Origin of the sequence: Pantoea sp. BJFS-204 (genome assembly GCF_049310725.1) — a bacterium.
GTDB lineage: Bacteria > Pseudomonadota > Gammaproteobacteria > Enterobacterales > Enterobacteriaceae > Pantoea > Pantoea agglomerans.
Genome location: NZ_JBMOWE010000010.1, coordinates 43,437 through 59,455, shown reverse-complemented (window position 1 = coordinate 59,455; position 16,019 = coordinate 43,437). Strand labels below are relative to the sequence as shown.

The following is a 16,019-nucleotide window of genomic DNA, read 5'->3' as shown; positions in this document are numbered from 1 at the left end:
TGGCGGTCGTTGTTTTAATCCCAGTTCAGTATCACCTTTCCCGAGCGTCCAGAACGCATCTCATCAAAGCCCTGCTGGAAATCGTCGATTCCATAGCGATGGGTAATAACCGGCGTTAAATCAAGCCCGGACTGGATCAGCGCCGCCATTTTATACCAGGTTTCAAACATCTCCCGGCCATAAATGCCCTTGATAAAAAGCCCTTTGAAGATTACCTGATTCCAGTCGATCGCCATTTCACCCGGCGGGATGCCCAGCAGTGCAATCCGCCCTCCGTGGTTCATTACCTCCAGCAATGAACGGAAGGCAGGCGGTGCACCAGACATCTCCAGCCCGACATCGAATCCTTCCGTCATGCCCAGCGAGTGCATCACGTCTCGCAGATCCTCATTCGCCACATTGACCGCGCGCGTGACGCCCATTTTGCGCGCCAGTGACAGACGATACTCATTGATGTCCGTGATCACCACGTTACGTGCGCCGACATGGCGACAGACCGCGGCGGCCATGATGCCGATAGGACCCGCGCCGGAGATCAGCACATCCTCACCCACCAGATCGAACGATAGCGCGGTATGCACGGCGTTGCCGAACGGATCAAAGATTGCCGCCAGCTCATCGGAAATGTTGTCGGGAATTTTGAACGCATTGAAGGCCGGGATAACCAGATACTCCGCAAAGCAGCCCTGGCGGTTAACGCCTACACCCATTGTGTTACGGCATAAATGCGTTCGCCCGGCACGGCAATTACGGCAATGTCCGCAGGTGATGTGCCCTTCGCCCGAGACCCGATCGCCAATCGTAAAGCCTTTCACTTCCTGTCCTATCGCAACCACTTCCCCCACATATTCATGACCGACAATCATCGGTACCGGAATGGTTTTGCGCGACCAGTCATCCCAGTTGTAAATATGGACATCGGTACCGCAGATAGCGGTTTTGCGAATCTTAATCAGCAAATCGTTGTGGCCCGGCTCCGGAACTGGCGCATCGGTCACCATCCAGATGCCCGTTTCCTTCTTCAGTTTGGCGAGTGCTTTCATGACGGACTCCTCAGGCGATAACGCCCAGTTGTTTGCCGATACGGATAAAGGCCGCCACCGCACGTTCCAGCTGTTGCTGGGTATGCGCCGCAGAGATTTGGGTGCGAATGCGTGCCTGACCTTTTGGCACCACCGGATAGAAGAAGCCGGTAACGTAGATGCCTTCCTGTTGCAGCAGGCGGGCGAACTCCTGGGCGACGCTGGCTTCACCCAGCATCACCGGGATAATGGCGTGATCGGCTCCCGCCAGCGTAAAGCCCGCCGCCGTCATCTGCTCCCGGAAGTAACGGGCGTTTTCCCACAGACGCTGACGCAGCCCGTCGCCTTCACTGAGCAGATCCAGCACCCGCAGCGAGGCGGCAACAATGGCCGGGGCCAGCGAGTTAGAGAACAGATAGGGACGGGAACGCTGGCGCAGCCACTCCACCACTTCTGCTTTTGCGGCGGTGTAGCCACCGGAGGCGCCACCCAGCGCTTTACCCAGCGTGCCGGTAATGATGTCGACCCGGCCCATCACATCGCAATATTCATGGGTTCCGCGTCCGGCGTTCCCGACAAAGCCCACCGCATGGGAATCATCCACCATCACCAGCGCAGAGAACTCGTCGGCCAGATCGCAGATAGCGGGCAGATTCGCAATCACCCCATCCATTGAGAAGACCCCATCGGTGGCGATCAGAATATGACGCGCGCCTTTATCGCGCGCTTCCTGCAAGCAGGCGCGCAGCTGCGCCATATCGTTATTGGCATAGCGGTAACGCTGCGCTTTGCACAGCCGGACGCCATCAATAATGGAAGCGTGGTTCAGCGCATCAGAGATGACGGCATCCTGCGCATCGAGCAGGGTTTCAAACAGGCCGCCATTGGCATCGAAACAGGAGGAGTAAAGAATGGCATCCTCCATGCCGAGAAAGTCTGCCAGCCGCTTTTCCAGCTGCTTATGACTATCCTGCGTGCCGCAAATAAAGCGCACCGACGCCATACCAAAACCATGCGAATCCATCCCCTCTTTCGCCGCCTGAATCAGCGCCGGATGGTTCGCTAAACCTAAGTAGTTATTGGCACAGAAGTTAATCACCGCCGGGTTATCGCCAACCGCGATCTCCGTCTGCTGGGCAGAGGTGATGATCCGCTCCTGTTTAAACAGTCCTTCCTGACGTGCATCATCAAGTTGCTGACGAAGTTGTTGATAAAATTGCGCAGGCATCATTGCTCTCCTCAGATGGCAAAAATCTGGCATATCTTACTGAACAGGCCGCTTCTTCACGATAAATCGCCCAACAGAATGTCATTTTTGCAGCATAGTTCACGCCACAAGGATGTACGCACAAAGCGTTACAGAGTCATCTGGCTGTCTGCACCCTGATGAAATGTTATGATGTGAGGTATTCGTGTGTGAAACCTCCTGTTTCACCCCACAACGTTGAAGGTAACAACATGATTATCGTAACTGGCGGCGCAGGAATGATTGGCAGCAACATCGTCAAAGCGCTGAACGATCGCGGTCACACCGACATTCTGGTGGTGGATAATCTGAAGGATGGCACCAAGTTTGCCAATTTAGTCGACCTGGATATCGTCGATTACATGGACAAAGAAGAGTTCCTGATGAGCGTGATGGCGGGCGATGATTTAGGCCCGATCGAAGCGGTGTTCCATCAGGGCGCCTGCTCCTCCACCACCGAGTGGGATGGCAAGTACATGATGGAGAACAACTATCAGTACTCCAAAGAGCTGCTGCACTTCTGTCTTGAGCGCGAGATCCCGTTCCTCTACGCCTCTTCCGCAGCGACCTACGGCGGACGCAACGAGAATTTCATTGAAGAGCGTCAGTATGAGCAGCCGCTTAATGTTTATGGCTACTCTAAGATGCTGTTCGACCATTACGTCCGTCAGATGCTGCCGGAAGCGAACTCGCCGGTATGCGGCTTCCGCTATTTCAACGTCTATGGACCGCGTGAAGGCCACAAGGGCAGCATGGCAAGCGTGGCCTTCCATCTGAACACGCAGATCAGCAACGATGAAAATCCAAAACTGTTTGAAGGCAGCGACGGCTTTAAACGTGATTTCATCCACGTTGATGATGTTGCGGAAGTGAACCTGTGGTGCTGGGAAAATGGCGTCTCCGGGATTTACAACTGTGGCACAGGCCGCGCCGAGTCCTTCCAGGAAGTGGCTGACGCAGTACTGAAGTTCCACCAGAAAGGTCAGATCGAGTACATCCCGTTCCCGGAAAAACTCAAAGGACGGTACCAGGCCTATACTCAGGCCGATCTCACTAAGCTGCGTGCCGCCGGCTACGACAAGCCATTTAAAACGGTGGCGCAGGGCGTCGCTGACTATATGGTCTGGCTGAACCGTAACGCATAAAGGAAGCTGCTCCGGCGATGAAAATTCTGGTAATCGGCCCGTCGTGGGTCGGCGATATGATGATGTCGCAAAGTCTCTATCGCACCCTCAAGGCCGAACATCCCGATGCGGTGATTGACGTGATGGCACCTGCATGGTGCCGTCCGTTGTTGTCACGCATGCCGGAGGTGAATCAGGCGCTGGCGATGCCGCTTGGGCATGGCGCACTGGAAATCGGTGAGCGTCGCCGGTTGGGCAAAGTGCTGCGCGCCAGTCACTACGACCGCGCTTATGTGCTGCCTAACTCCTTCAAGTCGGCGCTGGTCCCCTTCTTTGCCGGAATAAAACGCCGCGTCGGCTGGCGCGGTGAAATGCGCTATGGCCTGCTGAATGATTTGCGCGTGCTGGATAAAGCCGCATTTCCACTGATGGTTGAGCGCTACGTTGCGCTGGGCTACGACACACCTGTTGCGTCGGCGGCGCAGCTGCCCCAGCCGCTGTTGTGGCCAAAACTGCAGGTTGAAGAGCAGGAAAAAATTGAAACGGCCGCACAGTTTCAGCTCGCCGCGACCCGTCCGGTCATCGGTTTTTGTCCGGGCGCTGAATTTGGTCCGGCCAAACGCTGGCCGCACTATCACTACGCCACGCTGGCCCGCCAGTTGATTGCTGAAGGCTTTCAGATCGTGCTGTTTGGCTCCGCCAAAGATCGCCCGACCGGCGAAGAGATTATCGCGGCGCTGCCCGAAGAGGCTCGCGGCCACTGCCGTAATCTGGCAGGTGAAACTCAGCTGGAACAGGCGGTGATTCTGCTGGCGCAATGCCGTGCCGTGGTCAGCAACGACTCCGGCCTGATGCATATCGCCGCGGCGCTGGATCGTCCACTGGTGGCGCTCTATGGACCAAGCAGCCCTGACTTTACGCCGCCGCTGGCAAAGCAGGCGCGAATTATTCGCCTGATTACCGGCTATCACAAAGTGCGCAAAGGCGATGCCGAACAGGGCTATCACCAGAGCCTGATCGATATTCAGCCTGAACGTGTACATCAGACGCTGAGCGAACTGCTCGCGCCACAGGAGGTGCCATGCACGTCCTGATTGTTAAAACCTCATCAATGGGCGATGTGCTGCATTCGCTCCCGGCACTGACCGATGCAATGCATGCCATTCCCGGCATCCGTTTCGACTGGGTAGTGGAAGAGAATTTCGCACAGATCCCTGGCTGGCATCCCGCAGTAGATAAGGTGTTACCGGTTGCGATTCGCCGCTGGCGCAAACACTGGTTTGGCAGTCAGCAGCGTGAAGAGCGCGTGCTGTTTAAGCGCGCGTTACAGTCACGTGAGTACGATATCGTGATTGATGCACAGGGCCTGATCAAAAGTGCCGCGCTGGTCACCCGCTTATCGAAAGGGGTGAAACATGGGCAGGACAGCCGTAGCGCACGTGAGCCGTTCGCCAGCTGGTGGTATGACATCCGCCATGAGGTCAGTAAGCGACAGCACGCGGTTGAGCGGACGCGCGAACTGTTCGCCAAAAGCCTGGGCTATGAAAAGCCGCAAAGTCAGGGTGACTACGCCATTGCCGGACACTTCCTGCATCATCTGCCCGCTGACGCACATCATTACCTGGTCTTTCTGCATGCCACAACGCGTGACAACAAGCATTGGCCGGAATCACACTGGCGAGAGCTGATTGAGCTGATGCAGCCCAGCGGGTTGCGGGTGAAATTGCCCTGGGGTGCTGAACATGAGCATCAGCGTGCGCAGCGCCTTGCAGAAGGATTTGAGCATGTCGATGTGCTGCCTAAGCTGACGCTGGAAGCGATAGCACAACAGCTGGCGGGCGCACGCGCGGTGGTCTCAGTGGATACCGGATTGAGCCATCTGACGGCGGCACTGGATCGCCCCAACCTCACGCTTTATGGTCCGACCGATCCTGGACTGATTGGCGGTTACGGGCAGAACCAACAGGCATTGAGCGCCCCGAATCATAATCTGGCGGAGCTGACTGCTGACACGGTGGCAGAGAAACTGCGGGCCGTTATTACGGAAAACATGCCATGAACTATGTGCTGATCTACCTGCTGTTGCTGCCTTTCCGGGCCATAATGCGGCTGTTTTACCGGCCAACCGGACGCAGCCTGATCATCCAGACGGCGAAGATTGGTGATTTTATTAATATCACCCCGATGCTGCGTGCGCTGGGTCAGTCTGAGTTGCTTATCAGCAAAGCGGTGGAGCCGCTGGCGCGTCACGATGACACGGTCAGCCGCTATTTCCTGATTGAAGAGGCGAAGCGCAGCTTTTTTGCCAAACTGAAGCTCGCGGTCACGCTGATGAACCGCTATGACAACGTCTATCTGGTGCAGCCAAACAGCGTGAACCTGTTTTTCGCCGCGCTCTGCAACGCACCGAACAAGCAGTTTCTGCGCACCTATGTGCGTAAGTCCTACCATAAGACCTTCTATCGCAGCGCCAGCGGAATTGTCGACCACACCAAAACGGATTTAACGCTCGACAGCTACCTGAAGCTGATTAATCGTGACTACCGCTACACCGATTTCCCTAAGCATGCGACCTCACCGCTCTGGCAGCCGCCTGCGCCACCCGCCGCGCTGCTTAATCCGCGCAGCGGTATTAAAATTGGCATCAGTATTTCTGCCGGTAACCGGGCTAAAACCATTCCTGCCAGCATCTGGCAGCAGCTGATGGCTTCGCTGGCTGACCTGCCCTGCACCTTTTATGTGTTTGGCCCACCGGCTGAGCAGCCGTGGCTGGATGAGTTACTGAGCCTGACCGGCCCGAAAGACAATATCGTCAGTCTGATTGGTGAGCTAAAACTGGAAGAGGTTCCGTGGGCCATTGCACAGATGGATTTCTACATCTCCTCTGACTCTGGCAATGCTTATATTGCGGATGCGCAGCAGATACCGGTGATCATGCTTTACGGGCCGTGTGAAGTCAGGGAACAGCGTCCGGTCAATAACGTTTTGTTTATCGGACCGGAGAATATTGCTGCGTCGACGTTCGTTTTTGCCACCCGTTTTCAGTTTGATCAGCCTGCTGAAAAATTATTCGGGCTGGATCACGATAAACTGACTAGAATACAAACGTTTATTACTCATAATCTGGAATAGTGAAGCGTAATGGCAATTACCCCTCTTGCTGAGGCCGTTCAGCAAAGTCAGCTGCTGGTTAACACGCTTGCTGACACGGATGATAATCCGGTTCATGTTGCGTTTGGCATCAACTACGCCTACGCGCGTGGCCTGGGCATTACGTTGTTTTCACTTCTCAGCCATCATCCTGATACCGCTTTCCACGCCCATGTTTTTTCAGACTCGCTTTGCGAAGAGGATGTGGAAAAACTGCGTTCACTGGCCACGGGCCATCGTCTGGCGATCACGCTGCATATCTTTAACCGTGCCTGGGTTGATCAGCTGCCTGCGGTCGGACGCTATCCCAAAAGTATCCACTACCGTTTCCTGATCCCGGAAACCGTGGCGAGCTACAGCGATCGGGTGATCTATATTGATGCTGACACCTTGGTGGTGGGCGACTACTCTCCCCTGTTCACGCTGGATATCACTGATTACACGCTGGCGGCCTGTAATGACACACCGCGAGCGCGACATAACCAGTGCGCAAGGCTGGGACTGAAGCACCACCACTATTTCAACTCCGGCTTTATGCTGATTAATATTCCACGCTGGCTCGAAAGGCAGACCACCGCGCGCATTACCGACGTGCTGGTAACGCGGGGCGCAGAGTTTGGTTTTCCCGATCAGGATGCGCTGAATATCGTGCTGGAGGATGAGGTCCTGATCCTGCCAGACCGCTATAACCACATTTACGACATCATCGCCAATAAAGTCTGGGATCACACGGACGTGCCTGAAGAGACGGTGATGATTCACTACACCGGTAAATGCAAACCCTGGCATGCATGGGCTGGCAGCGATCTTTCCCAGCGCTACTACAGCTATTACCAGCGCTCCCCCTGGGCTTCACAACCGCTTGATACGCCAAAGCATTATAAAGAGATGAAGCGATTCGCCCGCGTAAAATGGCATCAGAAACAGTATGCTGAAAGCCTGAGCTGGATGATGAAGTATGTCAGTCTCAAGTTTTTTAAACAGAGTGAGCAATAGCACACTCAGGTTTATCAGATTGATACGGGCGCTGTTATTTCAGCGCCTGACTTTCCCGCCATTTATCCCGCCGGCTGTTTGCCACGACCTCTGTAATAACGACGCTGACAGCAAGCCAGCATAATAATCTGTTTACCTGCACGGCCACATTGCGTAAAAAAAGCGCATATAGCGCATTATTATTGTCGGGCGTGGTTTTTAGTAAAGCAGGGATGCAACATCGTTTTATAATTGTGAACTCCCTGATTTCACTCTGCTGATTTGGAAATGATTTATGACGAGGCAACGCCCTTTCGCAGTGAATACAATGCTGGTGCAGATATTGTCATGAGTACTTCTCCTCTTCTGAGTATCATTACCCCGATGTACAATGCGGGCAGCATGTTTGATGAGTTCATGCAGTCACTGCTGGCGCAGACGCTGACTCTGCTTGAGATCATTATCGTCGATGACGGTTCAACCGATGGCTCAGGCGAGCGCGCCGATCAGTATGCACAGCAGCATTCTCACATTCGTGTGATTCATCAGGAAAATGGCGGCGTCTCGCGCGCCCGTAACGCCGGGCTGGCGATTGCCCGCGGGAAATATGTCACCTTCCCTGATGCGGATGACACCATGCAACCCGATATGTATCAGACGCTGGTGACGCTGGCGGAAGCAGATAATCTGGATGCGGCACAGTGCAACGCCGAGTGGTTTTTCAAACACAGCCAGCGGGTAAAGCCGCTGATTCCGCTGGATCGTCTGCGCAGCACGCCGGTGCTGAGCGGTGCCGACTGGCTGAATACCGCGCTAAAAACCCATCGTTATATGCATGTGGTCTGGCTGGGCATCTATCGCCGGGAACTGATTGAGCAGCATCAGTTGCAGTTTGAACCCGGCCTGCATCATCAGGATATTCCCTGGACCACCGAGTTTATGCTGCTGGCAAAACGCGTGCGTTATACCGAAGCGGTACTCTATCGCTACTATATGCACGACGCCTCAATCAGCAATCGCAAACGTACCGGCGAGCGCAACGTAGAGTATCAGCGTCACTACATGAAGATTGCGCGACTGCTGGAAGAGCTCAATGACCGCTATCGTGACCGCGTGAAGATCTACCCGTCGTTTCACTATCAGGTGACTCATGAAGCGCTTAGCGTTTGCCACAGTGTAAGACGTGAGCCTGACGCCCGCGCACGCCAGGCAATCATTGCCGAGCTGTTCGCCACCCGGACACACCTGCGCATGTTACGCAACGCCCGGGGAATTAAGCAGTGGTATCAGTTGCTGTTGTGGCTGGCCCGGCTCTATCGCTGGCGTGATAAATAACCTTTGAGGCTGGCTTTATCCTAAAAAGGGTTTGCCCTACAATCGGTTCACTGAATTCTGAGAACTCTTGTTTATGGCCAGCCTGACTCCAGCAAACATCTCTCCAAAAAATATATTACTGATTAAGCTGCGCCATCATGGTGACATGCTGCTCACAACGCCCGCCATCAATGCGCTTCATGAGCGTTATCCGCAGGCCAGCATCGACGTGTTGCTCTATCAGGAGACGCGTCCGATGCTGGAAGCGCATCCGGCTATCCGCCATTTGCACGTCATCGATCGTAAATGGAAGCAGGAGGGCACCTGGCGCAAGCTGGGCCATGAGCGTGCATTAATTCGCGCCATACGTGACGCACATTATGATCTGGTGATTAATCTGGCCGATCAGTGGCGGGCTGCCCTGATTACGCGTCTCTCCGCGGCGCCAGTACGTATCGGTTTCGCTTTTAAAAAACGTGATAACGTCCTGTGGCGATGGTGTCACAACCAGCTGGTCTCCACACACAATCACAGCAAGCTGCATACCGTTGAGCAGAATATGTCGGCGCTGGCACCCCTCGGCATCAGCAGCGACGGCGCACGGGTCTCAATGCACTACAGCGACGCTGACCAGCAAATTGTGCTGACCCGACTGGCAGAACACCAGGTCACCGCGCCCTATATTGTGGTGCAGCCGACCTCACGCTGGGGCTTTAAATGCTGGGAAGAGGAGAGTGTTGCCGCCACGCTCGATCAGCTGGCGCAGCCGGGCCGCAAAGTGGTGCTGACCGCCGGGCCGGACAAACAGGAGCTGGCAATGATCAACCGCATTCGGGCACTGTGTGCATCGCCGGATGTGGTTTCGCTGGCCGGTCAGTTTACTCTGCCGCAGCTGGCGGCGCTTATCGATCATGCCCGGCTGTTTATTGGTGTCGACTCTGCACCAATGCACATGGCCGCCGCACTTGAAACGCCCTGTATTGCGCTGTTTGGCCCGACCAAGCTGCAGCACTGGCGGCCATGGGGCGACAATAATCATGTCATCTGGGCGGGGGATTATGGCCCGCTGCCCTCACCCGATTCCATCGACACCAAAACAGACCAGCGTTATCTGTCGGCCATTCCGGTGAAGGATGTGGTCGCGGCAGCGAGGAGCTATCTGAATGAGTAAGTTACGGCTGGCGATTGTCCGGCAGAAATATCGTCCGGATGGCGGTGCCGAGCGTTTTATCTCACGCGCGCTGGAAGCGCTGGGCAGCGAGCAGCTCGATCTCAACATCATTACCCGCAGCTGGCAGGGCACACCCAATCCTGACTGGCATCTGCATATCTGTAATCCTGCAAAGCTGGGCCGGGTATCCCGTGAGCGCGGTTTTGCCCGTGCAGCACGCGCCTGCTGGGAGCGCGAAAAGTTCGATATTGTGCAAAGCCACGAGCGCATCGCGGGCTGTGATATTTTTCGCGCGGGTGATGGTGTTCATCGCGTCTGGCTGGAACAGCGCGCCCGCATCGTCTCATCGTGGCAACGACTGAGTGCTGTGCTCAGCCCTTATCATCGCTATGTCCTGCAGGCGGAAGCGGAGATGTTTAACTCTCCGACGCTGAAAGCGGTGATCTGTAATTCTGAGATGGTAAAGCGCGATATCCTGCGCTGTTTCTCGCTCGACGCCGGAAAAATCCACGTTATTCATAATGCTATCGATGCCAGCCGTTTCCAGCCCGCCACGGAAGCTGCACGTCGCGCCACCCGTCAGCAGCTGGCGCTGCCCGATGCGGCCACCGTACTGATTTATGTCGGCTCCGGCTTTGAACGCAAGGGGTTGAAAGCGGCGATACAGGCGCTGGCTGCCAGCGACCGTTATCTGATTGTGGTGGGTCAGGATAAGCAACTGCAACGGTATCAGCAGCTGGCAAATCAGCTTAACTGTCTGGATCGCCTGCGCTTTGTCGGCGTACAGCAGGATGTGCAGCCGTTCTATCACGCGGCTGATGGCCTGCTGCTGCCCACCCTCTACGATCCTTTTCCTAATGTGGTACTGGAGGCGATGGCCTGCGGCTTACCGGTGATTACCAGCACTGGCTGCGGTGGCGCAGAATTTATTACCGCTGGTCAGGAAGGCTTCGTCTGTGATGCTTTGGATATCAACGGGTTAAATCAGGCTGTTAATGCAATACCGGCGCTTTCCGTCGATTCACGAATGGGTGACGCGGCGCGGCGCAAAATTGAACCTTATGGTCCACAACGGCTGGCGCAGGCGCTGACTTCGCTTTATCAGCAGGTCCTGAGCAGCAACTGACAATGTGGGATGAGTGCATGCGGGGTTTCTGATAACATGCCGCCATCTGATTTTAATCTGCTTTTAGACGCGAATTTGCTGTAACGGTAACTATGACGACCTTTTACACCGCATTGCTCTACTTAATTCAGCCACTGATTTGGCTGCGCCTGTGGCTGCGCGGTCGTAAAGCGCCTGCCTATCGCAAACGCTGGGCAGAACGCTATGGCTATTGTGTCGGCAAAGTTAAGCCCGACGGCATTGTGCTGCACTCGGTCTCTGTGGGTGAAACCCTGGCTGCGATCCCGCTGGTGCGCGCTCTGCGTCATCGTTACCCGACCCTGCCGATTACCGTCACCACCATGACGCCTACCGGCTCTGAACGCGCGCAATCTGCATTTGGCAAAGATGTGCATCACGTCTATCTGCCTTATGATCTGCCGGGTTCGATTAATCGTTTTCTGGATACGGTCAACCCACGCCTGGTGATCATCATGGAAACCGAGCTATGGCCGAATATTATCCGCATTCTGCACCAGCGTAATATTCCGCTGGTGATCGCCAATGCCCGCCTCTCGGCCCGATCGGCCAAAGGCTACCGCAAGCTGGGTAAATTCATGCGCCGGCTGTTGCAGAGCATCACGCTTATCGCGGCGCAGAATGCGGAAGATGGCGACCGCTTCCTGAGCCTGGGCCTGAAACGTTCTCAACTAACGATTACCGGCAGCCTGAAGTTTGATATTTCCGTGACGCCAGAACTGGCCGCCAGAGCGGTGACGCTGCGTCGTCAGTGGGCGCCGCGCCGTCCGGTGTGGATCGCCACCAGCACGCACGAAGGTGAAGAGGCCATTGTGCTGGATGCTCATCGCCGCCTGCTGCAGACGTTTCCGGATTTGCTGCTGATTCTGGTGCCCCGCCATCCCGAGCGTTTTAACGATGCCCGTGAACTGACGCAGGAACGCGGCTTCAGTTTTATCCTGCGCAGCAGCGGCGAGATCCCGTCTGGCTCAACGCAGGTGGTCATCGGAGATTCAATGGGCGAACTGATGCTGCTATACGGCATTGCCGATCTGGCCTTTGTCGGCGGCAGCCTGGTTGAACGGGGTGGACACAACCCGCTGGAGCCTGCTGCCCATGCGCTTCCGGTTCTGATGGGACCCCATATCTGGAACTTCAAAGATATCTGCAGCAAGTTGCAGGAAGGCCAGGGGCTGATCACCGTCACCGACGTGATTTCGCTGGAAAAAGAGGTCACCAACCTGTTACAGGATGATGATTACCGCCGTTATTACGGACGTCATGCGGTAGACGTGCTGCACCAGAATCAGGGTGCGCTACAGCGTCTGCTACAGTTACTCGAACCGCATCTGCCACCACGGGCCCACTAATGTCAGCACGCCAACGTCTTTCCGTGGTGATGATCGCCAAAAACGAAGCGGAACTGCTGCCTGAATGCCTGGCCTCGGTCAGCTGGGCCGATGAAATTATCGTGCTGGACTCAGGCAGCCATGACAACAGTGTCGAGATCGCCACGCAGGCTGGGGCGAAGGTCTACCTCAATGATGACTGGCAGGGCTATGGTATCCAGCGCCAGCGCGCGCAGCACTATGCCACCGGCGACATGATTCTGATGATCGATGCGGATGAACGCGTGACACCTGAACTGCGCGCCGCGATTGAGCAGGTGCTGGTCGCGCCACCCAGCCGTACGGTTTATAGCCTGGGCCGCAGTAATCTGTTTCTCGGCCGCTTTATGCGCCATAGCGGCTGGTATCCTGACCGCGTCATGCGACTCTACCCACGCACCTTCCGCTACAATGACAATCTGGTGCATGAATCACTGCAAAGTGACGGCGCGCCGGTGGTGGCATTACCCGGCGATCTGCAGCATCTGACCTGCCGCGATTTAATCGCCTTTCAGCGCAAGCAGCTGGCTTATGCCGAAGCCTGGGCTACGGAACGCCATCGGCGCGGTAAGCGTTGCAGCCTGTTTTCTCTGTTCAGCCATACGCTGGGCGCGTTTATGAAAACCCTGCTGCTGCGTGCCGGTTTTCTCGACGGAAAGCAGGGCTGGATTCTGGCGGTGGTCAATGCGCAATATACCTTCAATAAATATTCAGCCCTCTGGGCGCTGAATCATGCTTCGGCAAAAGGGCGAGTATGATCACGAAAGCCATCTATCCCGGAACGTTCGATCCTGTGACGCTCGGCCATCTCGACATCGTGACGCGGGCAGCGCAGATGTTTGATCAGGTCATTCTGGCCGTTGCCGCCAGCCCCAGCAAAAAACCAATGTTCAGCCTGGATGAGCGCGTGGCGCTGGCCGGTGAAGTGATAGCCCATCTGCCCAACGTTGAGGTGGTCGGATTCAGCGACCTGATGGCGAATTTCGCCCGTGACCAGCAGGCGAATGTGCTGGTTCGTGGCTTGCGTGCGGTGTCAGACTTTGAATATGAAATGCAGCTGGCGCAGATGAATCGTCACCTGCTGCCAACGCTGGAGAGTGTTTTCCTGATGCCGTCTGAAGGCTTCTCGTTTATCTCATCTTCGCTGGTCAAAGAGGTGGCGCGTCACGGCGGCGATGTTACCACCTTCCTGCCCGCGCCGGTGCATCAGGCATTGCTGGCTAAACTGGCTTAATGCTGGCAGTTCGGGCACCAGTAGGTGCTGCGCTGCCCGTGTCTGCCGCTGACAATCGGCGTACCGCATGCCCGGCAGGGTTCGCCTGCCCGCCCATAAACCTGTAACTGCTGTGCAAAATAGCCAGGTTTACCGTCGCTCTGTAAGAAGTCACGCAGTGTGGTTCCGCCCTGCTCAATGGAGCGTAACAGCACCGCTTTGATGGTATTGACCAGCAGTTCCGCTTCGGCCTGCGACAGACTGCCGGCAGCACGATCGGGAATGATCCCGGCGGTAAACAGTGACTCGCTGGCGTAAATGTTGCCCACGCCCACCACCACTTTGTTATCCATCAGCCACTGCTTGATGAGCGTCCGCTTGCCGCGTGACTTCTCAAACAGGTAAGCGCCGTCAAACTCCTCGCTAAGCGGCTCCGGCCCGAGATGTGCCAGCACGCTGCTGCCCGCCAGATCGCTGCTCCAGAGCCATGCACCAAAGCGGCGCGGGTCGGTGTAGCGCAGCACTTTGCCGTTGCTCATGACCAGATCAACATGGTCATGCTTCGCCGCTGGCAGCTCTTCTGACAGCACGCGCAGGCTACCGGACATGCCAAGGTGGATAATGATCCAGCCATGCGGCAGCTCCAGCAGCAGATATTTCGCCCGGCGCTGCACACTGAGCACCGGCTGATCGCTCAGCGCCAGGATCTCCTGCGAAACAGGCCAGCGCAAACGTGAATTACGCACCACGGCGTGAAGGATGGTTTCACCGACCAAATGCGGTTCGATACCGCGACGGCTGGTTTCAACCTCTGGCAACTCTGGCATACCCTCTCCTCAGCGTTTTACACAAACAAAAAACCCGGCCGGAGCCGGGTTTTTAGCAGAACACTAAAATTACTTAATTTTAGCTTCTTTGTAGAGCACATGCTGACGTACAACCGGATCGAACTTTTTCAGTTCCAGCTTCTCTGGTTTAGTACGTTTGTTCTTCGTGGTGGTATAGAAGTGACCTGTACCAGCAGAGGAAACCAGCTTGATCTTCTCACGAATACCTTTAGCCATGATTCAGTTCCTTAGTACCTTAGTACTTCTCACCACGGGCACGCATATCGGCTAACACCGTATCAATGCCCTTTTTATCAATAATACGCATACCTTTAACAGATACACGCAGAGTAACGAAGCGCTTCTCGCTCTCAACCCAAAAACGGTGTGAGTGCAGGTTCGGAAGGAAACGGCGTTTCGTCGCGTTCATTGCGTGGGAACGGTTGTTACCCGTCACCGGACGCTTTCCAGTTACCTGGCAGACTCGTGACATGTCAATATCTCCAAAAATCAAATCAGCTCGAGCTTTAAAAATTAGGTTTGGGCCGCCTCGTCAGGCTTGCAGCCCGCCAGGCGAATTCCATGGAACCCGCTAAGCTGGCCTAACCGCCAAACCCGAGATTCTCAAAGGTGGCGTAGTATACGCCGCTCAGCCCAAGTGCTCAAGTCCCGAACAGATAAAGATCCCGAATGATCGGGCAAAAAGCCGCCACCTGGCGTGAAATTCCCCCCTGTCAGAGCCATCCCCGCTCGGCAAAGGAGACATATTCGCCATGCCCAATCACCAGATGATCGAGCAGACGGATGTCGAGTAGCTGGCAGGCTTCGCTGACTTTATGGGTCACTTCACGGTCTGCACGGCTCGGCTCCGCCATGCCCGACGGGTGATTATGCGCCAGTATCAGAGCGGCAGCATTGAGCTTCAGCGCTTCCCGGACAATCTCGCGGGGGTGAACTTCCACGCTGTTAATGGAACCAGAGAACATATTTTGTGCCCGTAGCACCCGATGCTGATTATCCAGAAACAGTGCCATAAAGATCTCACGCTCCTGATGGGCTAACAGACTTTGCAGATACTGGCGCGTGATTTGTGGATTTTCCATTGCGCTTTCGCGGGCCAGCTTACTGGCGAAAAAACGCTTCGCCAGTTCGGCAATCGCATGAAGTTGTGCCAGCTTGGCATCGCCGACCCCTTTAATTTCACCGAATGCCGCTTTGTCTGACGTCATGAGCTGATAAAGCGAGCCAAAACCGTCCAGCATCTGTCCGGCCAGCTCCAGGACGTTCTGTCCAGGCGATCCGGTACGGAGAAAAATGGCCAGTAGTTCGGTATCGCTGAGGGCATGCGCACCCAGCTTCCGGAGTTTTTCCCGTGGTCCCTTTATTTTCATGTCCGCTCTCCCTGAGATGAGCCTCAGCATGGCCCATCATGAAGAGTGCAGCTATCAGTGAAGCTGCAATCTACG

The 16,019-nt window shown here is 55.6% G+C and carries 17 protein-coding genes; 11 read left to right on the top strand and 6 right to left on the bottom strand.

What is annotated here, in order from left to right; all coding sequences use genetic code 11:
- Positions 1-14: 14 nt before the first annotated feature.
- Positions 15-1,043, bottom strand: a complete 1,029-nt coding sequence (tdh, locus tag ACO6VX_RS20895; RefSeq protein ID WP_422431881.1) for an L-threonine 3-dehydrogenase — start codon at positions 1,041-1,043, stop codon at positions 15-17.
- A gap of 10 nt (positions 1,044-1,053) precedes the next feature.
- Entirely contained in the window at positions 1,054-2,250 is a 1,197-nt protein-coding gene (locus ACO6VX_RS20890; RefSeq protein ID WP_422458290.1) for a glycine C-acetyltransferase, read from the bottom strand.
- Between the two features lie 230 nt (positions 2,251-2,480).
- Here ACO6VX_RS20890 and rfaD point away from each other — a divergent pair, with 230 nt between their 5' ends.
- From rfaD to coaD, 11 genes are all read left to right on the top strand, one after another.
- A complete protein-coding gene (gene rfaD, locus ACO6VX_RS20885; protein ID WP_010258257.1) occupies positions 2,481-3,413 on the top strand; it encodes an ADP-glyceromanno-heptose 6-epimerase in 933 nt (310 codons plus the stop codon).
- A 17-nt stretch (positions 3,414-3,430) separates the two neighbouring features.
- Complete coding sequence (gene rfaF, locus ACO6VX_RS20880; RefSeq protein ID WP_010258260.1) at positions 3,431-4,486, top strand: ADP-heptose--LPS heptosyltransferase RfaF; 1,056 nt, start codon at positions 3,431-3,433, stop codon at positions 4,484-4,486.
- Positions 4,474-5,451 carry a lipopolysaccharide heptosyltransferase RfaC gene (gene rfaC, locus ACO6VX_RS20875; protein WP_010672086.1) on the top strand — a complete coding sequence of 326 codons (978 nt, stop codon included), beginning with the start codon at positions 4,474-4,476 and terminating at the stop codon, positions 5,449-5,451. Before rfaF ends, rfaC begins: the two co-directional genes overlap by 13 nt.
- Positions 5,448-6,524, top strand: coding sequence for a glycosyltransferase family 9 protein (locus tag ACO6VX_RS20870; protein ID WP_422431886.1), 1,077 nt, complete (start codon positions 5,448-5,450; stop codon positions 6,522-6,524). The genes rfaC and ACO6VX_RS20870 overlap by 4 nt, the downstream gene beginning before the upstream one ends.
- Before the next feature lie 9 nt (positions 6,525-6,533).
- A complete protein-coding gene (locus ACO6VX_RS20865) occupies positions 6,534-7,538 on the top strand; it encodes a glycosyltransferase family 8 protein (protein WP_187496248.1) in 1,005 nt (334 codons plus the stop codon).
- Between the two features lie 327 nt (positions 7,539-7,865).
- The gene (locus ACO6VX_RS20860; protein ID WP_191914759.1) at positions 7,866-8,852 is read left to right on the top strand and encodes a glycosyltransferase; all 987 of its coding nucleotides are present in this window, start codon (positions 7,866-7,868) and stop codon (positions 8,850-8,852) included.
- 73 nt (positions 8,853-8,925) lie between these two features.
- Positions 8,926-10,002: a putative lipopolysaccharide heptosyltransferase III gene (gene rfaQ, locus ACO6VX_RS20855; RefSeq protein ID WP_010258272.1), complete on the top strand. Its 1,077-nt coding sequence runs from the start codon at positions 8,926-8,928 to the stop codon at positions 10,000-10,002.
- On the top strand, positions 9,995-11,128 hold the full coding sequence (locus ACO6VX_RS20850) for a glycosyltransferase family 4 protein (RefSeq protein WP_033759235.1): 1,134 nt from the start codon (positions 9,995-9,997) through the stop codon (positions 11,126-11,128). Before rfaQ ends, ACO6VX_RS20850 begins: the two co-directional genes overlap by 8 nt.
- Before the next feature lie 92 nt (positions 11,129-11,220).
- Complete coding sequence (gene waaA / locus ACO6VX_RS20845) at positions 11,221-12,495, top strand: lipid IV(A) 3-deoxy-D-manno-octulosonic acid transferase (RefSeq protein ID WP_010258275.1); 1,275 nt, start codon at positions 11,221-11,223, stop codon at positions 12,493-12,495.
- Positions 12,495-13,271, top strand: coding sequence for a glycosyltransferase family 2 protein (locus ACO6VX_RS20840; protein ID WP_033773160.1), 777 nt, complete (start codon positions 12,495-12,497; stop codon positions 13,269-13,271). Before waaA ends, ACO6VX_RS20840 begins: the two co-directional genes overlap by 1 nt.
- Positions 13,268-13,747: a pantetheine-phosphate adenylyltransferase gene (gene coaD, locus ACO6VX_RS20835; RefSeq protein WP_124889589.1), complete on the top strand. Its 480-nt coding sequence runs from the start codon at positions 13,268-13,270 to the stop codon at positions 13,745-13,747. The genes ACO6VX_RS20840 and coaD overlap by 4 nt, the downstream gene beginning before the upstream one ends.
- Here coaD and mutM read toward each other — a convergent pair.
- The 4 genes from mutM to radC form a co-directional block, all read right to left on the bottom strand.
- Entirely contained in the window at positions 13,744-14,553 is an 810-nt protein-coding gene (gene mutM / locus ACO6VX_RS20830) for a bifunctional DNA-formamidopyrimidine glycosylase/DNA-(apurinic or apyrimidinic site) lyase (protein ID WP_031591878.1), read from the bottom strand. The two genes, coaD and mutM, sit on opposite strands and share 4 nt — an antisense overlap.
- 69 nt (positions 14,554-14,622) lie before the next feature.
- Positions 14,623-14,790, bottom strand: coding sequence for a 50S ribosomal protein L33 (rpmG, locus tag ACO6VX_RS20825; RefSeq protein WP_003024094.1), 168 nt, complete (start codon positions 14,788-14,790; stop codon positions 14,623-14,625).
- A gap of 19 nt (positions 14,791-14,809) precedes the next feature.
- On the bottom strand, positions 14,810-15,046 hold the full coding sequence (rpmB, locus tag ACO6VX_RS20820; RefSeq protein ID WP_006121249.1) for a 50S ribosomal protein L28: 237 nt from the start codon (positions 15,044-15,046) through the stop codon (positions 14,810-14,812).
- Between the two features lie 241 nt (positions 15,047-15,287).
- A complete protein-coding gene (gene radC, locus ACO6VX_RS20815; RefSeq protein ID WP_010258361.1) occupies positions 15,288-15,944 on the bottom strand; it encodes a RadC family protein in 657 nt (218 codons plus the stop codon).
- Between the last annotated feature and the right edge of the window lie 75 nt (positions 15,945-16,019).

Coding starts and splice junctions, on each gene's coding strand:
- tdh (WP_422431881.1), bottom strand. CDS start 1,043: ATGAAAGCACTCGCCAAACTGAAGAAGGAAACGGGCATCTGGATGGTG.
- ACO6VX_RS20890 (WP_422458290.1), bottom strand. CDS start 2,250: ATGCCTGCGCAATTTTATCAACAACTTCGTCAGCAACTTGATGATGCA.
- rfaD (WP_010258257.1), top strand. CDS start 2,481: ATGATTATCGTAACTGGCGGCGCAGGAATGATTGGCAGCAACATCGTC.
- rfaF (WP_010258260.1), top strand. CDS start 3,431: ATGAAAATTCTGGTAATCGGCCCGTCGTGGGTCGGCGATATGATGATG.
- rfaC (WP_010672086.1), top strand. CDS start 4,474: ATGCACGTCCTGATTGTTAAAACCTCATCAATGGGCGATGTGCTGCAT.
- ACO6VX_RS20870 (WP_422431886.1), top strand. CDS start 5,448: ATGAACTATGTGCTGATCTACCTGCTGTTGCTGCCTTTCCGGGCCATA.
- ACO6VX_RS20865 (WP_187496248.1), top strand. CDS start 6,534: ATGGCAATTACCCCTCTTGCTGAGGCCGTTCAGCAAAGTCAGCTGCTG.
- ACO6VX_RS20860 (WP_191914759.1), top strand. CDS start 7,866: ATGAGTACTTCTCCTCTTCTGAGTATCATTACCCCGATGTACAATGCG.
- rfaQ (WP_010258272.1), top strand. CDS start 8,926: ATGGCCAGCCTGACTCCAGCAAACATCTCTCCAAAAAATATATTACTG.
- ACO6VX_RS20850 (WP_033759235.1), top strand. CDS start 9,995: ATGAGTAAGTTACGGCTGGCGATTGTCCGGCAGAAATATCGTCCGGAT.
- waaA (WP_010258275.1), top strand. CDS start 11,221: ATGACGACCTTTTACACCGCATTGCTCTACTTAATTCAGCCACTGATT.
- ACO6VX_RS20840 (WP_033773160.1), top strand. CDS start 12,495: ATGTCAGCACGCCAACGTCTTTCCGTGGTGATGATCGCCAAAAACGAA.
- coaD (WP_124889589.1), top strand. CDS start 13,268: ATGATCACGAAAGCCATCTATCCCGGAACGTTCGATCCTGTGACGCTC.
- mutM (WP_031591878.1), bottom strand. CDS start 14,553: ATGCCAGAGTTGCCAGAGGTTGAAACCAGCCGTCGCGGTATCGAACCG.
- rpmG (WP_003024094.1), bottom strand. CDS start 14,790: ATGGCTAAAGGTATTCGTGAGAAGATCAAGCTGGTTTCCTCTGCTGGT.
- rpmB (WP_006121249.1), bottom strand. CDS start 15,046: ATGTCACGAGTCTGCCAGGTAACTGGAAAGCGTCCGGTGACGGGTAAC.
- radC (WP_010258361.1), bottom strand. CDS start 15,944: ATGAAAATAAAGGGACCACGGGAAAAACTCCGGAAGCTGGGTGCGCAT.